The organism is Streptomyces spinoverrucosus, from assembly GCF_006539505.1.
GTDB classification, from domain to species: Bacteria; Actinomycetota; Actinomycetes; order Streptomycetales; family Streptomycetaceae; genus Streptomyces; species Streptomyces spinoverrucosus.
Window position 1 is genome coordinate 17,784 of record NZ_BJND01000031.1, and the last position, 18,056, is coordinate 35,839.

The window sequence follows — 18,056 nt, forward strand, 5'->3', positions numbered from 1 at the left end:
GGCACCCACGTTTCGGGGCCCGCCGAACCGTCCTTACGCGGGCCGTGCGACCTGCTCGTACTGCTGCGCCAACCCGTCCAGCAGCGCGCTGAGCCCCGTCTCGAACGCCCGCTCGTCGATCTTCTCCTGCCGCTCGGCGAGGAGATGCGCCTGCCCGAGATGGGGATAGTCGGCGGGGTCGTACGCGCTCTCGTCGGTCACGAAGCCCCCGGCGAACGAGCCGAGCGCGGAGCCCATGATGAAGTACCGCATCAGCGCGCCGATGGAGGTGGCCTGCGCCGGCGGCCAGCCCGCGTCGACCATCGCGCCGTAGACCGCGTCCGCGAGCCGCAGCGCGGCCGGGCGGCGGCCGGGGCCGCGGGCCAGGACCGGGACGATGTTCGGGTGGTCGCGCAGGGCGGCGCGGTAGGAGACCGCCCAGTCGTGCAGCGCGGTCCGCCAGTCCCGGCCGTCCTCGAACATCGTCAGATCGACCTGCGCGCTGACCGAGTCGGCGACCGCCTCAAGGATCTCGTCCTTGGTGCGGAAGTGGTTGTAGAGGGACGGCCCGCTGACGCCCAGTTCGGCCGCGAGCCGCCGGGTGGAGACGGCCGCGAGGCCCTCCGTGTCCACCAGCGCCCGGGCCGCCTCGACGATCCGGTCGGTGCTGAGCAGGGGCTTGCGCGGTCGGGCCATGGCGCACATAGTAGGGCTGAGCAAGAAACTAGCAGTGCTAATTTAAATGTACGACGTTCAAGCTGTGCCTTCAATGCGTGGGGTGATGTGTCATGAACCTGGAGCTCAGTGAGGAGCAGACCGCCGTACGGCAGCTCGCCCGGGACTTCGTGGACCGTGAGATCGCCCCTCACGTCATCACCTGGGACCGCGCGGAGGACGTCGACCGGGGGATCATCAAGAAGCTCGGCGAGGTCGGCTTCCTCGGCCTGACCATCGACGAGGAGTACGGCGGCAGCGGCGGCGACCATCTCGCCTACTGCCTGGTCACGGAGGAACTCGGCCGCGGTGACTCCTCCGTGCGCGGCATCGTCTCCGTCTCCCTCGGCCTGGTCGCCAAGACCGTCGCCGCCTGGGGCAGCGAGGAGCAGAAGCGGCGCTGGCTGCCGGGCCTGACCTCGGGCGAGTACGTCGGATGCTTCGGCCTGACCGAGCCGGGCACCGGCTCCGACGCGGGCAACCTGACCACCCGGGCGGTCCGCGACGGCGGTGACTACGTCATCAACGGCGCCAAGATGTTCATCACCAACGGCACCTGGGCCGACGTCGTCCTGCTCTTCGCCCGCTCCACCGACGCGCCCGGCCACAAGGGCGTCTCCGCCTTCCTCGTCCCCACCGACACCCCCGGGCTGACCCGCCGTACCGTCCACGGCAAACTCGGTCTGCGCGGCCAGGCCACCGCCGAACTGGTGCTGGAGGACGTCCGCGTCCCCGCTGCCGCGATGCTCGGCCCGGAGGGGAAGGGCTTCTCCGTCGCCATGTCGGCCCTCGCCAAGGGGCGGATGTCGGTCGCGGCGGGCTGTGTCGGCATAGCCCAGGCCGCACTGGACGCGGCGGTTCAATACGCTGGCGAGCGCGAGCAGTTCGGCAAGTCCATCGCCCATCACCAGCTCGTCCAGGAGCTGATCAGCGACATCGCCGTGGACGTCGACGCGGCCCGGCTGCTGACCTGGCGGGTCGCCGACCTGATCGACCGCGGCCTGCCCTTCACCACCGAGTCCTCCAAGGCCAAGCTGTTCGCCTCGGAGGCGGCCGTGCGCGCGGCCAACAACGCCCTGCAGGTCTTCGGCGGCTACGGCTACATCGACGAGTACCCGGTGGGCAAACTGCTGCGCGACGCCCGTGTGATGACCCTCTACGAGGGCACGAGCCAGATCCAGAAGCTGCTCATCGGGCGGGCGCTGACGGGGGTCTCGGCGTTCTGATCCGAGTATCTGCGCATCTGAGTATCTGAGCGGATGTGGTGCGGGCCACGTGCGCCCATGCTGGTGCCCATGATTGACACACCGGTCAAGCAGCAGAACACGGCCGCCTTCTACGGACAGGCCGTCGCGTCGTTCGCCGTCGCCCTGGCCGCGACCGCCATCGGCATCTTCCAGCTGGAGGCCGACCCCTGGGTGCGCGCCTTCCTCGGTATCGCCGTCCTCTATCTCGTCACGTCCGCCTTCACCCTCGCCAAGGTCATCCGGGACCGGCAGGAGCTGGGTCAGAAGCTCTGAGCGGCCTTGCTAAGCGCTCGCTCACCTTCGGCGGTATGGTGGTGGCTTCGGCAGCGAGAGGGGCGAGCGAGCGATGAGTACGGCGGAGGAGACGGCCGGCGGCGAGATGCAGCCGTGGGCCGAGGTCACCCCTGAGGCGGCCCGGCGACTGCTGGTCGCCGCCGTGGAGGCCTTCGCCGAGCGCGGCTACCACGCCACGACGACCCGTGACATCGCGGGCCGCGCCGGGATGAGCCCGGCCGCGCTCTACATCCACTACAAGACCAAGGAAGAGCTGCTGCACCGCATCAGCAGGATCGGCCACGAGCGGGCCCTCGACATCCTGCGCACGGCGGCCCGCCGCGAGGGCACCGCGACCGAGCGGCTCGCCGACGCGGTGAGCTCCTTCGTCCGCTGGCACGCCGGGGGGCGTACCACCGCGCGTGTGGTGCAGTACGAGCTCGACTCCCTCGGCCCCGACGCCCGCGCGGAGATCGTCGCGCTGCGCCGGCAGTGCGACGCCGAGGTGCGCGGCATCATCGAGGACGGCATCGCGGCGGGCGAGTTCGAGGTGCTCGACGTGCGGGGTACGACGCTCGCCGTGCTGTCGCTGTGCATCGACGTCGCCCGCTGGTTCAACATCGCGGGGCCCTGGACGCCCGACGAGGTCGGCGCGCTGTACGCCGACCTCGTGCTGCGGATGGTGGGGGCGCACAAGGCCCCAGCGGCGGGGAAGTAGCCGCCCAGCGACAGGCGCCGCTTCGGTAGTGCCGCTCAGAGGTAGTACCGCGACACCGACTCGGCCACGCACACCGGCTTGTCCCCGCCCTCGCGCTCCACGGTGAACGCGACGCTCACCTGGACGCCGCCGGTCACGTCCTCGACTCCGGTGATCCGCGCGGTGGCGCGCAGCCGGGAGCCGACCGGGACGGGGGCGGGGAAACGGACCTTGTTCGTGCCGTAGTTGACGCCCATCTTCATGCCCTCGACGCGGATCAGCTGCGGTCCGAAGAGCGGCAGCAGGGAGAGCGTGAGGTAGCCGTGCGCGATCGTGGTGCCGAAGGGGCCCGTGGCGGCCTTCTCCGGGTCGATGTGGATCCACTGGTGGTCACCGGTGGCCTCGGCGAACAGATCGATCCGCTTCTGGTCGATCTCCAGCCAGTCGGTGTACCCCAGCTGCTCGCCCACCGCCGCCTTCAGCTCGTCGACGGACGTGAAGATCCTCGGCTCTGCCATGTCCCGGCCTCTCGCGTAGCGAAGTCTGATGCCTATGTCTAAGCAACTGCTTAGCATGGTCGGGCGGTGGGCCCCTGTCAACGGACCGGGCCCCGGCAGGGACTCGGTAGGCTTCGAGAGGTGCCCCAGATTCACGAGAAGATCCACGAGCTCACGGTCGGCCAGCTCGCCGCCCGCAGCGGCGCCGCCGTCTCCGCCCTGCACTTCTACGAGGCCAAGGGCCTGATCAGCAGCCGTCGCACTGCGGGCAACCAGCGCCGCTACACCCGTGACACGCTGCGCCGCGTCGCCTTCATCCGGGCCGCCCAGCGGGTCGGCATACCGCTGGCCACGATCCGTGAGGCGCTCGCCGAGCTGCCCGAGGAGCGCACGCCCACCCGGGACGACTGGGCGCGCCTGTCCGAGGCCTGGCGTTCGGAGCTGGATCAGCGGATCAAGCAGCTCAACCGGCTGCGCGACCACCTCACGGACTGCATCGGCTGCGGCTGCCTCTCCCTGGACACCTGCGTCCTGTCCAACCCCGACGACGCCTTCGGCGAACGCCTGGCAGGCTCGCGCCTACTGGTGGAACGCCCGAAGGCGGGATAGCCGCGAGCACCGCGGAAACGGGGAGCAGGAGCCGTCGGAAAGCTGTGCGCGAGGGCCTGTTGCGAAAGTCCCGTCGTCCGCCCGGAGGGCGGCCCTGCGGCGTTCGGTGCGTGCTCTCGGTGCGGCGACGGTGCGTGCCGGGCGTCGCGGGGCAGGCGGGACTTTCGCAACAGGCCCTAGGGGTGGTCGCTCAGCGGCGCCCGCTGCCGCACCCACCCGGCTCCGCCGCACCCACCCGGCGCCGCCGCAAACTGCCGCGGCGCCTGGCCACTGCGTCCCTCCGCCGGCAGTGCGCCGGTGGGGCGGTACGGGCGGGCGCGGGCGGTAACCCGTAGCGCGGGGGTTGCCCATCAGCGCCTCACCGGCACCGCCCTCCCCGGCGGTCACTCGTACTCGGTCCCGCCCTTCCGCGTCAGATACGCCGGGCTCACCGCCTTCGCGATCGCCCGCCCTCCGGTCACCGGGCTGTACCGCTCCACGGCCGGACGTATCACCACGCCCTCCCGCAGATGCAGCTCCCGCCCGGACACCGTCTCGCGGCCGGAGGCGAACTCCAGCACCCGTTCGATGTCGTACGCCCCGGCGAACAGCCGCGGCACCAACGGCAGCTCCCCGCCGACCAGTTCCGCCGCGTCCAGCCACCGCACCTGCCCGTCGATCTCCGCGGACACGTCGAACACGGCGTACCCGAGGGTGTCGCGTCGCCCGTCCGCGCCGTACGTCAGGTCCTGCACCCCCGCGCCGAATACCTCACCGAAGATGCCGACCCGCCGCGCCCCCAGCCGCTCGGCGAGCCGCGCCGCGACCTCGGCGACGCCGTGCCCGCGCACCGCGCGCCAGTACAGATTGCGCGGGTCCTCCTGCAGCGCCAGCGACTTCGCCCCGAAGCCCTTGGAGGAGACGAACACCCGGTCCTCGTCCGCGAAATACGTCACCAGGCACGCCGAACCGTGCAGCTTCTCGGTCAGTACCACCGGCTCACCGGGCGTGAAGATGTCCGGATAGCGCTGGACGTTCTCGATGTCGACCCAGGGCAGCAGGTCGGGCGCGGACTCGATGTCGCCGTTCATCGTGGGCGGTACCGGCGGCACCCACTTGGTGATGCCCAGCAGCTCCGCGAAGTCGGTCCCGTCCGCCGCGGCAGCCGCCAGGTCGACGTCCGCCAGCGCCTTCGGGCGGCACACGATGCCCTGCGACAGCTCACCACGCAGCCGTACCGCTTTGACCCGGTCCGCCCTGCTGCCCGCCAGTCGCCCGGTCAGCCCCAGCTCCTCGATCAGCTCGGCCGGGAGCACGGCCTGCTCGGGGATGTAGACCGCGGCATCGCCGGTGCGGTACGCACCCTTGGCGACGACGGCTCGGTACAGGCCCACCTGGGCCAGGTCGAGCGCATCGGCGTTGGGATGCTCGTGGACGGTCAGCACTTCGGCGGTGACGCGCAGCGTCGACATGGGGTCCCCTCGGTTGCTCAGCTGGGTTTCATCGCCTCCAACTGTCCGTAACCGAAAAGGGTGGTGCGACCCGTTTACCGGCTGCTACCGTCGCTCGGCGCCCGGCCCGCGCCGTCGGGATCGGGAACGGTGCGGCATCCCCTTCGCACCGCTCCCTCATGAACTAGGCGGACATCAGCAGCCGTTCGCGCCTGGCGTACGCCAGGGCCTCGGGGGTGAGCACGGGGCGCGGGACGAGGATTCCGCAGTCCGTGCAGACCGGGCCCGATGACGGCTCGTGGTCCAGGTCGTACTTCCACAGCAGGCGCTCCCCGTCACACACGGGGCACGCCGATCCGGGCTCGCGCTCCAGCGCGGCGATCAGTCGCCGCAGCACCTCCGCCAGTGGCTCGTCCGGGTGCACCTCGGGGTCGTCGCACCAGGCGACCCCGAACCCGCCCCAGGTCAGCCGGTGCCAGTCGTCCACCGTGCCCGGCCGGCGCAGCCCGTCGTGCTTCTCCTTCTTGCGGCGCTCGGCGAACTCGACCTCATAGGCCAGCCACACCGCCCGCGCCTCCTCCAGCTCCTCCAACGCGGCCACGAGCCGCGCCGGATCGGGAGAACGGTCCTCCGGGCCGAACCCGGCCCGGGTGCACAAGTGGTCCCACGTCGCCCGGTGCCCGTAGGGGGCGAACCGCTCAAGGCACTTGCGCAGCGAATAGCGCCGTAGCGCCAGATCGCACCGGGGGTCGCGTACCTGTCTCGCCAGACTCCGGAAACCGGCCATCGCCCTGCACCTCCGTCACACCTGCACCTGTACTTCGGTCACTTCGGCGTCGTCGTACGGACGTCGCCGAATAGACGTATCGACCAGCGATTCGGCTCCATCCGATGTCCTCCGTTGTCCTCCGTTGAAAGTGACGCATGTTCATCTTCAAAGCCGGGGATAACCGGCGGTAACGTCCGGCCCACCCCATGTCGGGAGGAGCTGCCATGCCACGGCGCACCCCACGTAACGCGCTAGACAGACTGAGAACTCCCCACAGATCCCTCGGGTTCCTGAAGACCGCTTCCGTATGCGTCCTGATTGCCGGTCTTTTGTCCCCGCTTTCCCCAGCGGCGGCCGCCACGGCCGCCCCGGCCGCCGAAGCGGCGGTGGTCGACGACCACTGCGGCGGCCAGTGCGCGGACATCCTGCCGCCCGGCCAGAACGGCAACGCCACCCTCGCCCAGATCCTGCTCCACCAGGCCTTCGGCACCCAGCCCGCGCACGCCGACGACCAGCTCGGCCCGTACGCGAACTTGGCCACCGGATACTCCGGCCTCACCGACTCCACCATCAGCACCTTCTTCAACGACGCGTCCTTCGGGGTCCCCGCCGACCAGGTGGCCTCCACCGTCCGTCCGGCCGGGCGCAGCGATGTGACGATCGTCCGCGACAAGAAGGCGGGCGTGCCGCACATCACCGGTACCACTCGATACGGCACGGAGTTCGGCGCCGGCTATGCGGCCGCCGAGGACCGGCTGTGGCTGATGGACGTCTTCCGCCACGTCGGACGCGGACAGCTGACCTCCTTCGCGGGCGGCGCCGCCTCCAACCAGGGCCTGGAGCAGCAGTTCTGGCGCAGCGCGCCCTACACCGAGGCCGACCTCCAGGCGCAGATAGACAACGCCGTCGCCGCGCACGGCGAGCGCGGCCGGCAGGCACTGGCCGACGTCAACGCCTACGTCGACGGCATCAACGCCTATATCGACGCCTCCGACAGCGGCCGCTACTTCCCTGGCGAGTACGTCCTGACCGGCCACAAGGACTCCATCACCAACGCCGGCACCATCGAGAAGTTCAAGCCCACCGACCTGGTCGCCCTGGCCTCCGTGATCGGCGCGCTGTTCGGCGCGGGCGGCGGAGGCGAGGTCAACAACGCGCTCTCGCTGCTCGCCGCGCAGTCCAAGTACGGCGTGGCGGAGGGCACCCGGGTGTGGGAGTCCTTCCGGATGCGCAACGACCCCGAGGCCGTCCTCACCGTCCACGACGGCAGCTATCCGTACGGCCAGAAGCCCGCCGACCCGCAGGGCACGGCCCTGCCCGACGCCGGTTCGGTGACCCAGGAACAGCTGGTGTACGACCGTACGGGCAGCGCGGCTTCGTCAAGCGCCACGGACGCCTCGGCCGACGCCGCCGCGGACGCCGTCACCTCCGCCCGGCGCGGAATGTCCAACGCGCTGGTGGTGAGCGGCGAGCACACCGCGAGCGGCCATCCGATCGCCGTCTTCGGCCCGCAGACCGGCTACTTCGCCCCGCAGCTGCTGATGCTCCAGGAGATCCAGGGCCCCGGCATCAGCGCCCGCGGCGCCTCCTTCGCGGGCCTGAGCTTCTACGTCGAACTGGGCCGGGGCCAGGACTACGCCTGGAGCGCGACCACCTCCGGCCAGGACATCATCGACACCTACGCCGTCGAACTCTGCCAGGACGACTACCACTACCTCTACCGCGGCACCTGCACGCCGATGGAGAAGGTCGAGCAGAAGAACGCCTGGAAGCCCACCGTGGCCGACGGGACGGCGGAGGGGTCGTACACCATGCGCGTCTGGCGGACCGAGTACGGCCCCGTCACCCATCGCGCGACCGTCGGCGGCAAGAAGGTCGCCTACACCACCCTGCGCTCGTCCTTCCTGCACGAGGCCGACTCGATCATCGGCTTCCAGATGCTGAACGACCCGGATTACGTGACGGGCCCCGAGAGCTTCCAGAGGGCGGTGCAGAACATCAACTACACCTTCAACTGGTTCTACGCCGACTCCGAGCACACCGCGTACTACAACAGCGGCGACAACCCGGTCCGCGCGAACGGCGTCGACGCGGAGTTCCCGGTGTGGGCGCGGCCGGCGTACGAGTGGCGGAACTGGAACCCGGACACCAACACCGCCTCCTACACCCCGCCGTCCCAGCATCCGAACTCGATCGACCAGGACTACTACATCTCCTGGAACAACAAGCAGGCCGAGGACTACGCGGCCGCGCCCTGGGGCAACGGGTCGGTGCACCGCGGCAATCTGCTCGACGACCGGGTGAAGCGGCTCGTCGAGGACGGGGGCGTGACACGGGCCTCGCTGGTCAAGGCGATGGCCGAGGCGGGACTCGCCGATCTGCGGGCCGAGGATGTCCTGCCGAAGCTGCTGAAGGTGATCAACAGCTCGCCGGTGACCGATACGGCGGCCGCGGCGGCGGTGAGCAAGCTCTCGGAATGGGTGTCGGCGGGCTCCCGGCGTACGGAGACCTCGGCGGGTTCGAAGACATACGCCCACGCCGACGCGATCCGCATCCTGGACGCCTGGTGGCCGCTGCTGGTGAAGGCCGAGTTCGAACCCGGCCTGGGCAGCGACCTGTTCTCCGCGATCACCGCCAACCTGCCGGTCGACGAGTCCCCGTCCGCCGCCCACGGCCCGACCGGCTCACACGCCGGAAGCGCCTTCCAGTACGGGTGGTGGAGCTATGTCGACAAGGACATTCGTACGCTGCTCGGTGAGCAGGTCCAGGGGCCGCTCGCCCGCACCTACTGCGGCGACGGCAGCCTCAGCGCCTGCCGGGACACGCTGATCAGCACCCTGAAGGAGGCCGCGGGCCGGACCGCCGCCCAGGTCTACCCCGGCGACGACCAGTGCGGGGCGGGCGATCAGTGGTGTGCCGACTCGGTCATCCACCGTCCGCTGGGCGGGATCGGGCACGGAAAGATCAGCTGGCAGAACCGGCCGACGTACCAGCAGGTCGTGGAGTTCACGTCCCACAGGTGAGCCGGTTTTCCGCGCACAGGTGATCTCTCATGCGGCGGCGGGTCTGCCGATGCGGCCCGCCGCCAGCACGACCTGCGCCAACTCCCGGTGCACGATGTCGCTGTGCGCCCCGGCCGGCGGCCCGCCCCGGCGGACCACCGCCGCCGCGTCGACGTTGACGCACCCGGCGGCGGGCAGCCCCTTGCGCAGCGCGTCGGCCAGGGTGCACGCGCGCGTGCCCGGCACCGCCCGGATGCCGCCGAACCCCATCGCACCCCACCTCTCGCCCAGCACCCGCCCGAGATCCAGACCCGCGGCGACCCCTTGATCGTCGCCCGCCATCCGCGAAGCCAGCGGATAGAACGTGCCGAGGGCCGCGTCATGGCGGGAGTGACAGCACACGAGGGGCCCGTCGACACGGTTGTACTGGCCCTGCAGCATCCCTCCCGCGCGCGTGTCGTGCGGCAGTCGGGCCGCGAACGCGTAGTGCGAGAAGGCGCCCTGGAGCAGCGTCACGGACTTGACCGTCCGCACGCCCTCGGGCAGCCCGCGCAGTGCGAACGACACCAGCCGCGCCCCGAAGCTGTGCCCGACCAGATGCACCCGCACCCCGGGCGCCGCCGCGGCGAGTTGCCCGACCACCCGGCCCAGCCCCCGCTCGCCCACCGTCCCGGCGCGGCGCTTCATCGCGTAGTACGTCGCCTGCCGCAGCAGTTCCTGCGCGCCGTCCCACGGGTTGGGCAACGAGAAGGCCGGTGACTGGCGGGCCAGCGCCGCCGCGAACTCCTCGCACACCGCCGCCACCGGCGCCGAGAACATGCCCGGCTCGTCCTGCGGCACGCCCTCCGCCAGCGTGTCCGCCCCGAACAGCGCCTGCGGCCCCGGCGGCACCACCTCCACCAGCAGCCGCACCAGCCGCCCGAACTCTTCCAATTCGGCGTCCTGGCGCGGCTGCTGGTCCAGCAGCCGGGCGAGCTGGTCGATCACCGTCGCCCGCCCCGGAAACGTCTCCAGCAGCGCGTGCCGGGTGTCCTTGTCCAGCGCCGGCGGGCGCGGCAGCTCGGCCGCCACGGTCCGCGGGAAGTTCGGGATCGGCTCGTCCGCGAACCGCATCGACGGCCAGAGCACCCCCACGTACCCGATCCGGGCCTTCGGCGCGAGGCCCGGGATCGGGGCGAAGAAGGCGCTGCACAGCCGGGTGGCGCCCGGGCGGTCGTTGTTCCAGCCGTGCGCGAACACGATCAGATCGCGCACGCCGCGGTCCGTCACGCCGGCGACCAGCCGGTCCCGCTGCCGGCCGTGCACGTCGCCGTCCGCGTCGAAGGTCAGCTCCCAGTACGGAGTCACGCTCATTGCCGGATCCGCCATGACAGGCCCCCAAGTCCCCCAAGCGGTGCGATGCGGTCGCATCGTCCTGCTAACGGGCCTGCTTGGCCATACGTCATGGCGTGCGGCTCAGCGATAGAGGAGGTACTGCTTCCGGGTCTTCCGGAACGCCGCAAGCTCCCGCTGCCAGCCCGCCACCACGTCGTCGGTGGACGCCCCGGAGTCGATCATCGTGCGGACGAGTGTGGAGCCGGTGAGCTTGTCGATCCAGTTGTCCGAGCGCCAGGCGAAGCCGCTCCAGGTCCGCTGGGCGGTGATCAGGAGGCCGATGCCGGTGCGGACCGGGTCGAACGCCGTCCTGTCGTGCACATGGAGCTGTACGCCGCCGATGGTCTTGCCCTGGAACTTGGAAAAGGTGGGCGCGAAGTACGCCTCCCTGAAGTGCACGCCAGGCAGGTCGAGTTCGTTCGCCGCCTCGGCCCACCGGCGGTCGATGCCGTCCGCGCCGAGCAGTTCGAAGGGGCGGGTGGTGCCGCGGCCCTCGGAGAGGTTGGTGCCCTCGAAGAGACACGTGCCCGGGTACACCACAGCGGTGTCCGGCGTGGGCATGTTGGGGCTCGGCGGCACCCATGGCAGGCCGGAGGCGTCGTAGAAGTCCGACCGCCGCCATCCGGTCATGCGGACGGTGTCCAGGGGCACCGGCGAGGTCAGGAACTCCCCGTTGAACAGCAGCGCCAGCTCCGCGACCGTCATGCCGTGCGCCTGCGAGATCGGCTGCCGGCCGACGAACGTGGCGAACTCCTTGTGCAGCACCGGGCCTTCGGCCGATCTGCCGGTCACCGGGTTCGGCCGGTCGAGTACGACGACGCGCTTGCCCGCGAGCCGGGCCGCGTCCATGCAGTCGTACAGGGTCCAGATGTACGTGTAGAAGCGTGCGCCCACGTCCTGGATGTCGAAGACGATCGTGTCCACGCCGGACGCCGTGAAGATGTCGGCCAGCGGCTGACCGCTCTTGCCGTATGTGTCGTAGACGGGCAGGCCGGTCGCCGGGTCGTCGTAGCGGCCTTCGGAGCCGCCGGCCTGTGCGGTGCCGCGGAAGCCGTGCTCCGGGCCGAAGACGGCGGTGAGGTTCACACGGTCGTCGGCGTGCATCACGTCGACGATGTGGCGTACGTCCCTGGTGACGCCGGTCGGGTTGGTGACGACGCCGACGCGGTCGCCGTCGAGGAGGGCGTAGCCGTCCTCTGCGAGGCGCTCGAACCCGGTACGGAGGCGGTGACTGTGGCCTGTTTCCTTGGCGGCTGCAGGAGTGGAGGAGGCCGCCGTCAGGGCGGCCGTTGCTGCGAGCAGACTTCGTCTGGGAAGGCGCATGGAGGCACGGTATGGCTCCCGCAGGTTGTTCGGAAGGTGCGGGCCGTCTGTGGCTTGTCGCGCCCACGCGGCGGAGCCGCATATCGATACAGCCCCGCGCCCCTGGGTCGGCCGCCGTACCCTTCCTCAACACATACCGACCGGTTAGTCTGGCCCCCGCGGGGGCAGAGTCGTGGCGTGTCGAAGGAGGCCGATGGTGGGAGCCGTGCAGGGTGCCGGAGTGGTCGTCACCGGGGCAGGGGGCGGGATCGGGGCCGCGTTGGCCCGCCGGTTCGCCGCCGAGGGCGGTCGGGTCGTGGTCAACGACCTGGACGCGGGCAAGGCCAAGGCCGTCGCCGACGAGATTGGCGGCATCGCCGTTCCCGGCGACGCCTCCGCGATCGTTGCCGAGGCCAAGGATGCGCTCGGCGGGGTCGTGGACGTGTACTGCGCCAACGCCGGGGTCGGTTCCGGCGGTTCCGAGGCGGCCCCGGAGGAGGTCTGGGCGCTGGCCTGGGACGTCAATGTGATGGCGCACGTGCGGGCCGCCCAGGCGCTGCTCCCCGACTGGCTGGAGCGGGGCAGCGGGCGGTTCGTGTCCACCGTGTCGGCCGCCGGGCTGCTCACCATGATCGGTGCCGCGCCCTACAGCGTCACCAAGCACGGCGCCTACGCCTTCGCGGAGTGGCTGTCCCTGACGTACCGCCACCGGGGTGTGAAGGTGCACGCCATCTGCCCGCAGGGCGTGCGCACCGACATGCTCGACGCCACCGGCAGCGCGGGCGACCTTGTGCTGGTGCCGACCGCGATCGAGCCGCAGGACGTGGCGGACGCGCTGTTCAAGGGGATCGAGGAGGACCGGTTCCTGATCCTGCCGCACCCCGAGGTCGCCGGGTACTACGAGGCCAGGGCCGCCGATCCGGACCGCTGGCTGACGAACATGAACCACCTCCAGCAGAAGTGGGAGGCGGCCCAGTGACCGGCTCCCGGTATGCCGCCAAGCCCTGGCTGGCACTGCTCGACGAGGCCCAGCGGGCCCCGATCAGCCCCGACGCCTCGCTGGTGCACGCCCTGCGCCGGGTCGCGGGCGAGGTACCGGAGCGGACGTTCCTCGCCTACTTCGACGGGCGGCTGAGCCATCGCGAGGTCGACGAGCTGAGCGACTCCGTCGCCGGGCACCTGGCCGCGCGCGGCGTGGGGCGAGGTGACCGGGTCGCCGTGCTGCTGCAGAACTCGCCGCACTTCGTGCTCGCCGTGCTGGGCGCCTGGAAGGCGGGCGCGGTGGTCGTGCCGGTCAACCCGATGTACAAGTCGGGGGAGGTCCGCCATGTGCTGCGGGACGGCGAGGTGGCCGCGCTGATCTGCTCCGACCGGGCCTGGGAGTCGTATCTGCGCGAGACGGCGGCCGACTCGCCGGTGTGGATCGTGCTCACGGCCTGCGAGTTGGACTTCCAAACCCGGGGCGACGCGCGCGTGCTGACCTTCGAGCGGACGGCGCAGGCGCAGGACGCCGACGACCTGACCGCCGTCGCACGGGCGGGCAACAAGGCGCCGGAGGGCCGCGCGCCGGGCCCGGACGACATCGCGCTGATCAGCTACACGTCCGGCACCAGCGGCACCCCCAAGGGCGCCACCAACACCCACGGCAACATCATGTACAACGCCGAGCGGCAGCGGACCGGGCTGGGGCTGCCCGAGGCGCCGGTGTACTTCGCGATGGCGCCGCTGTTCCACATCACCGGGATGGTCTGCCAGTTCGGGGCGTGTCTGAACAGCGCGGGCACGCTGGTGCTGGCGTACCGCTTCGAGGCGGGGGTCGTCCTGGACGCGTTCGCCGAGCACCGGCCGCACTACACGGTCGGACCGTCGACCGCCTTCATGGCGCTGGCCGCCCATCCGTCGGTCACCCCGGACCACTTCTCGTCCTTCCGGATCATCTCCTCCGGCGGGGCGCCGCTGCCGCCCGCGCTGGTGGAGAAGTTCCGGGCCGGATTCGGGCCGTACATCCGCAACGGCTACGGGCTCACCGAGTGCACCGCGCCCTGCGCCTCCGTGCCGCCCGGCCGTGAGGCGCCCGTCGACCCGGCCTCGGGGACCCTCGCCGTCGGCGTGCCCGGGCCCGACACCGTCGTGCGGATCGTCGACGACGAGGGCGCGGAGGTGCCGTTCGGGGAGCAGGGCGAGATCGTCGTCCGCGGACCGCAGGTCGTGCCCGGCTACTGGCGCCGGCCCGACGCCACCGCCGAGACCTTCCCCGGCGGTGAGCTGCGCACCGGGGACATCGGCTTCATGGACGCCGAAGGGTGGCTCTACGTCGTCGACCGCAAGAAGGACATGATCAACGCGTCCGGCTTCAAGGTCTGGCCGCGCGAGGTCGAGGACGTGCTCTACACCCATCCGGCGGTGCGCGAGGCGGCGGTCGTCGGGGTGCCCGACGGCTACCGCGGAGAGACCGTCAAGGCCTACATCAGCCTCCGTCCGGGGGCCGAGCCGGACCCGGACGAACTCGCGGCGTACTGCAAGGAGAGACTGGCCGCCTACAAGTACCCGCGGCTGGTGGAGATCCTGCCCGACTTGCCGAAGACGGCGAGTGGGAAGATCCTCCGTCGGGAGTTGCGCTCCCGTTCTCACGAAAGTCAGTAGGACATCACGGAAGGCAGGTGGCGGCAGTGCCCAGGACGACGGACACGGACGGGACGCCTGTGCCGCAGCGGCTGCTGGCCGCCGCCACCCGGCTCTTCGCCGAGCAGGGCTACGACCGCACCTCGGTGCAGGAGATCGTCGAGGCGGCCGGTGTCACCAAGGGAGCCCTGTATCACTACTTCGGCTCCAAGGACGACCTCCTGCACGAGGTGTACGCGCGCGTGCTGCGCCTCCAGCAGGACCGGCTCGACGCGTTCGCGGACGCCGACGAGCCGGTCGAGAAGCGGGTGCGGGACGCCGCCGCCGACGTCGTGGTGACGACCATCGATAACCTCGACGACGCGATGATCTTCTGGCGGTCCATGCACCACCTGAGCCCGGAGAAGAACAAGCAGGTGCGCGCGGAACGCCGCCGCTACCACGAGCGGTTCCGCGCGCTCATCGAGGAGGGCCAGCGGGAGGGCGTGTTCTCCACGGCGACCCCGGCCGACCTGGTGGTGGACTACCACTTCGGCTCCGTCCACCACCTGTCGACCTGGTATCGCCCCGACGGGCCGCTGAGCCCGCAGCAGGTCGCCGACCACCTGGCCGACCTGCTGCTGCGGGCCCTGCGGCCGTAGGGACTCCTACAGGTACTTCTTCAGCTCCCGCCGGGCCAGCGACCGCTGGTGCACCTCGTCGGGGCCGTCCGCGATCATCAGCGTGCGCGCGCCCGCGTACAGCTCGGCCAGCGGGAAGTCCTGGCTCACGCCGCCCGCGCCGTGCAGCTGGATCGCCTTGTCGAGGATGCCGACGACCGCGCGGGGCGTGGCGATCTTGATGGCCTGGATCTCCGTGTGGGCCCCCTTGTTGCCGACGGTGTCCATCAGCCAGGCCGTCTTCAGCACCAGCAGCCGCAGCTGCTCCACCGTCACCCGCGCGTCGGCGATCCAGTTGTGCACTACGCCCTGCTGGGCCAGCGCCTTGCCGAAGGCCGTACGGGAGACCGCCCGCCTGCACATCAGCTCGATCGCCCGCTCCGCCATACCGATCAGCCGCATGCAGTGGTGGATCCGGCCGGGACCGAGCCGGGCCTGGGCGATGGCGAAGCCGCCGCCCTCCTCGCCGATCAGGTTGGACACCGGCACGCGCGCGTGGTCGAAGATCACCTCGGCGTGGCCGCCGTGGTAGTGGTCCTCGTAGCCGAAGACCTGCATGGCCCGCTCGACGGTGACGCCCGGGGTGTCGCGCGGGACCAGGACCATGGACTGCTGGCGGCGGATGTCCGGGCCGTCCGGGTCGGTCTTGCCCATCACGATGAAGATCTTGCAGTCCGGGTTCATCGCCCCGGAGATGTACCACTTGCGGCCGGTGATGACGTACTCGTCTGTGCCATCGGAGGCTCGCTCGATGTGCGTGGTGATGTTCGTGGCGTCCGAGGAGGCCACCTCCGGCTCGGTCATCGCGAACGCCGACCGGATCTCACCGGCGAGCAACGGCTCCAGCCACTGCTTCTTCTGTGCCTCGTCGCCGAACTGCGCGAGCACCTCCATGTTCCCGGTGTCCGGCGCGGCGCAGTTCGTCGCGGTGGGCGCCAGCTGCGGGGAGCGGCCGGTGATCTCGGCGAGCGGGGCGTACTGGAGGTTGGTGAGGCCGGCGCCGTGCTCGGCGTCGGGCAGGAAGAGGTTCCACAGGCCCTGCCTGCGCGCCTCCGCCTTCAGCTCCTCGACGACCTGCGGGGTGTCCCACGGCGAGGCGAGCCGTGCCCGCTGCTCATCGGCGACCGCCTCGGCGGGGTAGACGTACTCGTCCATGAAGGCGAGCAGTTTGGCGCGCAGCTCCTCGGTGCGCGCGTCGAACGCGAAGTCCATGGTCGGTCAGCCTTCCTGGAGAGTGGTCAGACCGTGCTCGATGAAGACGGGGACCAGGTCGCCGATGCGGTCGAAGCCGCGGCCGACCGTCTGGCCCAGGGTGTAGCGGTAGTGGATGCCCTCCAGGATCACGGCGAGCTTGAACCAGGCGAACGCCGTGTACCAGGAGACCGCGGACACATCGCGACCGGAGCGGGCGGCGTACCGCTCGATCAGCTCGGCCGGTGCCGGGTGGCCCGGGGCTTCGGCGGTGGTGGAGACGGGGGAGTCCGCCGTGCCGAGCGGGATGCTGTACATCACCAGCAGACCGAGGTCGGTCAGCGGGTCGCCCAGCGTGGACATCTCCCAGTCCAGGACCGCCGTGATCTTGTCGTCGGCCCCGATGAGGACGTTGTCGAGGCGGTAGTCGCCGTGTACGACGGCCGGGGCGGGGGAGGTGGGCAGGGCCCGGCCGAGGGCCGCGTGCAGTTCGTCGATGCCGGCCAGCTCGCGGTTGCGGGAGGCGTCGAGCTGCTTGCCCCAGCGGCGCAGCTGGCGGTCCAGGAAGCCCTCGGGGCGGCCGAAGTCGGCGAGACCAACCTCCTCCGGGTCCACCGCGTGCAGGTCGACGAGGGTGTCCACCAGGGACAGGATCACCTCGCGGGTGCGCTCGGGGCCGAGCGGGGCGAGCTGGTCGGCGGTGCGGTACGGGGTGCCCTCGGCGAACTCCATGACGTAGAACGGCGCCCCGAGCACCTCCTCGTCCTCGCACAGCAGCACCGTACGCGGCACCGGGACCCTCGTTGGGCCGAGGGCGCTGATCACCCGGTGCTCGCGCTTCATGTCGTGCGCGGTGGCCAGGACGTGGCCGAGCGGGGGCCGGCGTACCACCCACTGCGATACGCCGTCGGAGACCGCGTAGGTGAGGTTCGACCGTCCGCCCTCGATCAGTCTGCCGGTCAGCGGGCCGCGCACCAGACCGGGCCGCTCGCGATCGAGCAGGCCGCGCAACCTGACGGGATCGAGGCCTGGCGGGTGGTCGGATGCCATCGTCGCTCCTACGGACGTGTGAACAGGACCCGACTAATGATGCCGACCGGTCGGTATGCCGTCCAGAGTGTCGGCCGAACGTGATCGGCGCCACGATATGCCGACAGCTCCCCGCCCGGGAGGCGGGGAGCTGTCGAGGGAGATCAGCGCGACGGGCTTCAGTGGTCGTCCCAGTGGCCCTCGTGCTCGGCGTGCCGGTGGCCGTCGTGGAGGTAGTCGACGTGGTCGCCGTGCTGCACCCGCATATGGCCGCAGTCCTCGCCGTGCTGGTGGTCGTGGCCTTCGTGGGCGGTGTGCGCGGACGGCTCGCACTCGTCCCAGTGGTCGTCGTGTGCGCGGTGCAGGTGGCCGTCGTGCGCGTAGTCGATGTGGTCGCCGTGCGGGACCTCGGCGTGCCCGCAGGCCGGTCCGTGGGCGTGCGGGTGGGTGGCGTGTTCCTGGTGCAGGGTGGTCATGGCGTTCACCTTCGGATGCGGGTGGTGGACGACCGACAGGCTGCCACGGGAAACGGGCATATGCGGGCATCCGGCGCTTCGTGGCGTCCCGGGTTCCCCGGAGGGACGGCCGGAAGACTTGCCCGGAGGGGTGGCCGGGGGACTTTCCTGGAGGGGTGGTCGGGGGACTGCCTCGGAGATGGCGGG

At 70.9% G+C, this 18,056-nt stretch carries 17 protein-coding genes; 8 read left to right on the plus strand and 9 right to left on the minus strand.

Going from position 1 to position 18,056, the window contains the following annotated elements:
* Nucleotides 1-33: 33 nt before the first annotated feature.
* Nucleotides 34-675 (minus strand): TetR/AcrR family transcriptional regulator, encoded by a 642-nt coding sequence (locus SSP24_RS21775; RefSeq protein WP_141311359.1) that lies wholly within the window; start codon nt 673-675, stop codon nt 34-36.
* A 92-nt stretch (nt 676-767) separates the two neighbouring features.
* On the opposite strand from SSP24_RS21775, the gene SSP24_RS21780 reads away from it, so the two are divergent.
* The 3 genes from SSP24_RS21780 (at nt 768) to SSP24_RS21790 (ending at nt 2,931) form a co-directional block, all read left to right on the plus strand.
* On the plus strand, nt 768-1,919 hold the full coding sequence (locus tag SSP24_RS21780; RefSeq protein ID WP_141311360.1) for an acyl-CoA dehydrogenase family protein: 1,152 nt from the start codon (nt 768-770) through the stop codon (nt 1,917-1,919).
* 69 nt (nt 1,920-1,988) lie between these two features.
* The gene (locus tag SSP24_RS21785) at nt 1,989-2,213 is read left to right on the plus strand and encodes a YiaA/YiaB family inner membrane protein (protein ID WP_141311361.1); all 225 of its coding nucleotides are present in this window, start codon (nt 1,989-1,991) and stop codon (nt 2,211-2,213) included.
* A gap of 73 nt (nt 2,214-2,286) precedes the next feature.
* Nucleotides 2,287-2,931: a TetR/AcrR family transcriptional regulator gene (locus tag SSP24_RS21790; protein ID WP_141311362.1), complete on the plus strand. Its 645-nt coding sequence runs from the start codon at nt 2,287-2,289 to the stop codon at nt 2,929-2,931.
* A 35-nt stretch (nt 2,932-2,966) separates the two neighbouring features.
* Here SSP24_RS21790 and SSP24_RS21795 read toward each other — a convergent pair whose 3' ends face one another.
* A complete protein-coding gene (locus tag SSP24_RS21795; protein WP_141311363.1) occupies nt 2,967-3,428 on the minus strand; it encodes a MaoC family dehydratase in 462 nt (153 codons plus the stop codon).
* 120 nt (nt 3,429-3,548) lie between these two features.
* Between SSP24_RS21795 and soxR the strand changes: the two genes are divergently transcribed.
* Complete coding sequence (gene soxR / locus SSP24_RS21800; protein WP_141311364.1) at nt 3,549-4,016, plus strand: redox-sensitive transcriptional activator SoxR; 468 nt, start codon at nt 3,549-3,551, stop codon at nt 4,014-4,016.
* A gap of 383 nt (nt 4,017-4,399) precedes the next feature.
* Here the strand turns inward: soxR and SSP24_RS21805 are convergent, their stop codons facing one another.
* Together SSP24_RS21805 and SSP24_RS21810 are read right to left on the minus strand one after the other, a co-directional pair.
* On the minus strand, nt 4,400-5,467 hold the full coding sequence (locus SSP24_RS21805; protein ID WP_141311365.1) for an RNA ligase (ATP): 1,068 nt from the start codon (nt 5,465-5,467) through the stop codon (nt 4,400-4,402).
* Nucleotides 5,468-5,630: 163 nt separating this feature from the next.
* Nucleotides 5,631-6,233 carry a hypothetical protein gene (locus SSP24_RS21810; RefSeq protein WP_141311366.1) on the minus strand — a complete coding sequence of 201 codons (603 nt, stop codon included), beginning with the start codon at nt 6,231-6,233 and terminating at the stop codon, nt 5,631-5,633.
* Nucleotides 6,234-6,439: 206 nt separating this feature from the next.
* Between SSP24_RS21810 and SSP24_RS21815 the strand changes: the two genes are divergently transcribed.
* Complete coding sequence (locus SSP24_RS21815; protein ID WP_141311367.1) at nt 6,440-9,238, plus strand: penicillin acylase family protein; 2,799 nt, start codon at nt 6,440-6,442, stop codon at nt 9,236-9,238.
* Nucleotides 9,239-9,265: 27 nt separating this feature from the next.
* On the opposite strand, the gene SSP24_RS21820 is transcribed toward SSP24_RS21815, so the two are convergent.
* Both SSP24_RS21820 and SSP24_RS21825 read right to left on the minus strand, forming a co-directional pair.
* On the minus strand, nt 9,266-10,585 hold the full coding sequence (locus SSP24_RS21820) for a serine-threonine protein kinase (protein ID WP_141311368.1): 1,320 nt from the start codon (nt 10,583-10,585) through the stop codon (nt 9,266-9,268).
* 87 nt (nt 10,586-10,672) lie between these two features.
* Nucleotides 10,673-11,914, minus strand: coding sequence for an exo-beta-N-acetylmuramidase NamZ family protein (locus SSP24_RS21825; RefSeq protein WP_141311369.1), 1,242 nt, complete (start codon nt 11,912-11,914; stop codon nt 10,673-10,675).
* Between the two features lie 193 nt (nt 11,915-12,107).
* On the opposite strand from SSP24_RS21825, the gene SSP24_RS21830 reads away from it, so the two are divergent.
* Genes SSP24_RS21830 through SSP24_RS21840 form a run of 3 tightly spaced genes read left to right on the plus strand, consistent with a single transcriptional unit; the run spans nt 12,108 to nt 15,156 of the window.
* Nucleotides 12,108-12,872 (plus strand): SDR family oxidoreductase, encoded by a 765-nt coding sequence (locus SSP24_RS21830; protein ID WP_141311370.1) that lies wholly within the window; start codon nt 12,108-12,110, stop codon nt 12,870-12,872.
* Complete coding sequence (locus tag SSP24_RS21835) at nt 12,869-14,536, plus strand: class I adenylate-forming enzyme family protein (RefSeq protein ID WP_141311371.1); 1,668 nt, start codon at nt 12,869-12,871, stop codon at nt 14,534-14,536. Before SSP24_RS21830 ends, SSP24_RS21835 begins: the two co-directional genes overlap by 4 nt.
* Nucleotides 14,537-14,562: 26 nt before the next feature.
* On the plus strand, nt 14,563-15,156 hold the full coding sequence (locus SSP24_RS21840; RefSeq protein WP_141311372.1) for a TetR/AcrR family transcriptional regulator: 594 nt from the start codon (nt 14,563-14,565) through the stop codon (nt 15,154-15,156).
* Nucleotides 15,157-15,162: 6 nt separating this feature from the next.
* On the opposite strand, the gene SSP24_RS21845 is transcribed toward SSP24_RS21840, so the two are convergent.
* From SSP24_RS21845 to SSP24_RS21855, 3 genes are all read right to left on the minus strand, one after another.
* Nucleotides 15,163-16,386, minus strand: coding sequence for an acyl-CoA dehydrogenase family protein (locus tag SSP24_RS21845; RefSeq protein ID WP_141311373.1), 1,224 nt, complete (start codon nt 16,384-16,386; stop codon nt 15,163-15,165).
* A gap of 6 nt (nt 16,387-16,392) precedes the next feature.
* Complete coding sequence (locus SSP24_RS21850; RefSeq protein WP_141311374.1) at nt 16,393-17,415, minus strand: phosphotransferase family protein; 1,023 nt, start codon at nt 17,413-17,415, stop codon at nt 16,393-16,395.
* Nucleotides 17,416-17,573: 158 nt separating this feature from the next.
* Nucleotides 17,574-17,870, minus strand: coding sequence for a hypothetical protein (locus SSP24_RS21855; protein ID WP_141311375.1), 297 nt, complete (start codon nt 17,868-17,870; stop codon nt 17,574-17,576).
* Nucleotides 17,871-18,056: the final 186 nt, after the last annotated feature.

Coding starts and splice junctions, on each gene's coding strand:
- SSP24_RS21785 (WP_141311361.1), top strand. CDS start 1,989: ATGATTGACACACCGGTCAAGCAGCAGAACACGGCCGCCTTCTACGGA.
- SSP24_RS21855 (WP_141311375.1), bottom strand. CDS start 17,870: ATGACCACCCTGCACCAGGAACACGCCACCCACCCGCACGCCCACGGA.
- SSP24_RS21805 (WP_141311365.1), bottom strand. CDS start 5,467: ATGTCGACGCTGCGCGTCACCGCCGAAGTGCTGACCGTCCACGAGCAT.
- SSP24_RS21825 (WP_141311369.1), bottom strand. CDS start 11,914: ATGCGCCTTCCCAGACGAAGTCTGCTCGCAGCAACGGCCGCCCTGACG.
- SSP24_RS21790 (WP_141311362.1), top strand. CDS start 2,287: ATGAGTACGGCGGAGGAGACGGCCGGCGGCGAGATGCAGCCGTGGGCC.
- SSP24_RS21845 (WP_141311373.1), bottom strand. CDS start 16,386: ATGGACTTCGCGTTCGACGCGCGCACCGAGGAGCTGCGCGCCAAACTG.
- SSP24_RS21830 (WP_141311370.1), top strand. CDS start 12,108: ATGGTGGGAGCCGTGCAGGGTGCCGGAGTGGTCGTCACCGGGGCAGGG.
- SSP24_RS21795 (WP_141311363.1), bottom strand. CDS start 3,428: ATGGCAGAGCCGAGGATCTTCACGTCCGTCGACGAGCTGAAGGCGGCG.
- SSP24_RS21815 (WP_141311367.1), top strand. CDS start 6,440: ATGCCACGGCGCACCCCACGTAACGCGCTAGACAGACTGAGAACTCCC.
- SSP24_RS21780 (WP_141311360.1), top strand. CDS start 768: ATGAACCTGGAGCTCAGTGAGGAGCAGACCGCCGTACGGCAGCTCGCC.
- SSP24_RS21810 (WP_141311366.1), bottom strand. CDS start 6,233: ATGGCCGGTTTCCGGAGTCTGGCGAGACAGGTACGCGACCCCCGGTGC.
- SSP24_RS21775 (WP_141311359.1), bottom strand. CDS start 675: ATGGCCCGACCGCGCAAGCCCCTGCTCAGCACCGACCGGATCGTCGAG.
- SSP24_RS21820 (WP_141311368.1), bottom strand. CDS start 10,585: ATGGCGGATCCGGCAATGAGCGTGACTCCGTACTGGGAGCTGACCTTC.
- SSP24_RS21850 (WP_141311374.1), bottom strand. CDS start 17,415: ATGGCATCCGACCACCCGCCAGGCCTCGATCCCGTCAGGTTGCGCGGC.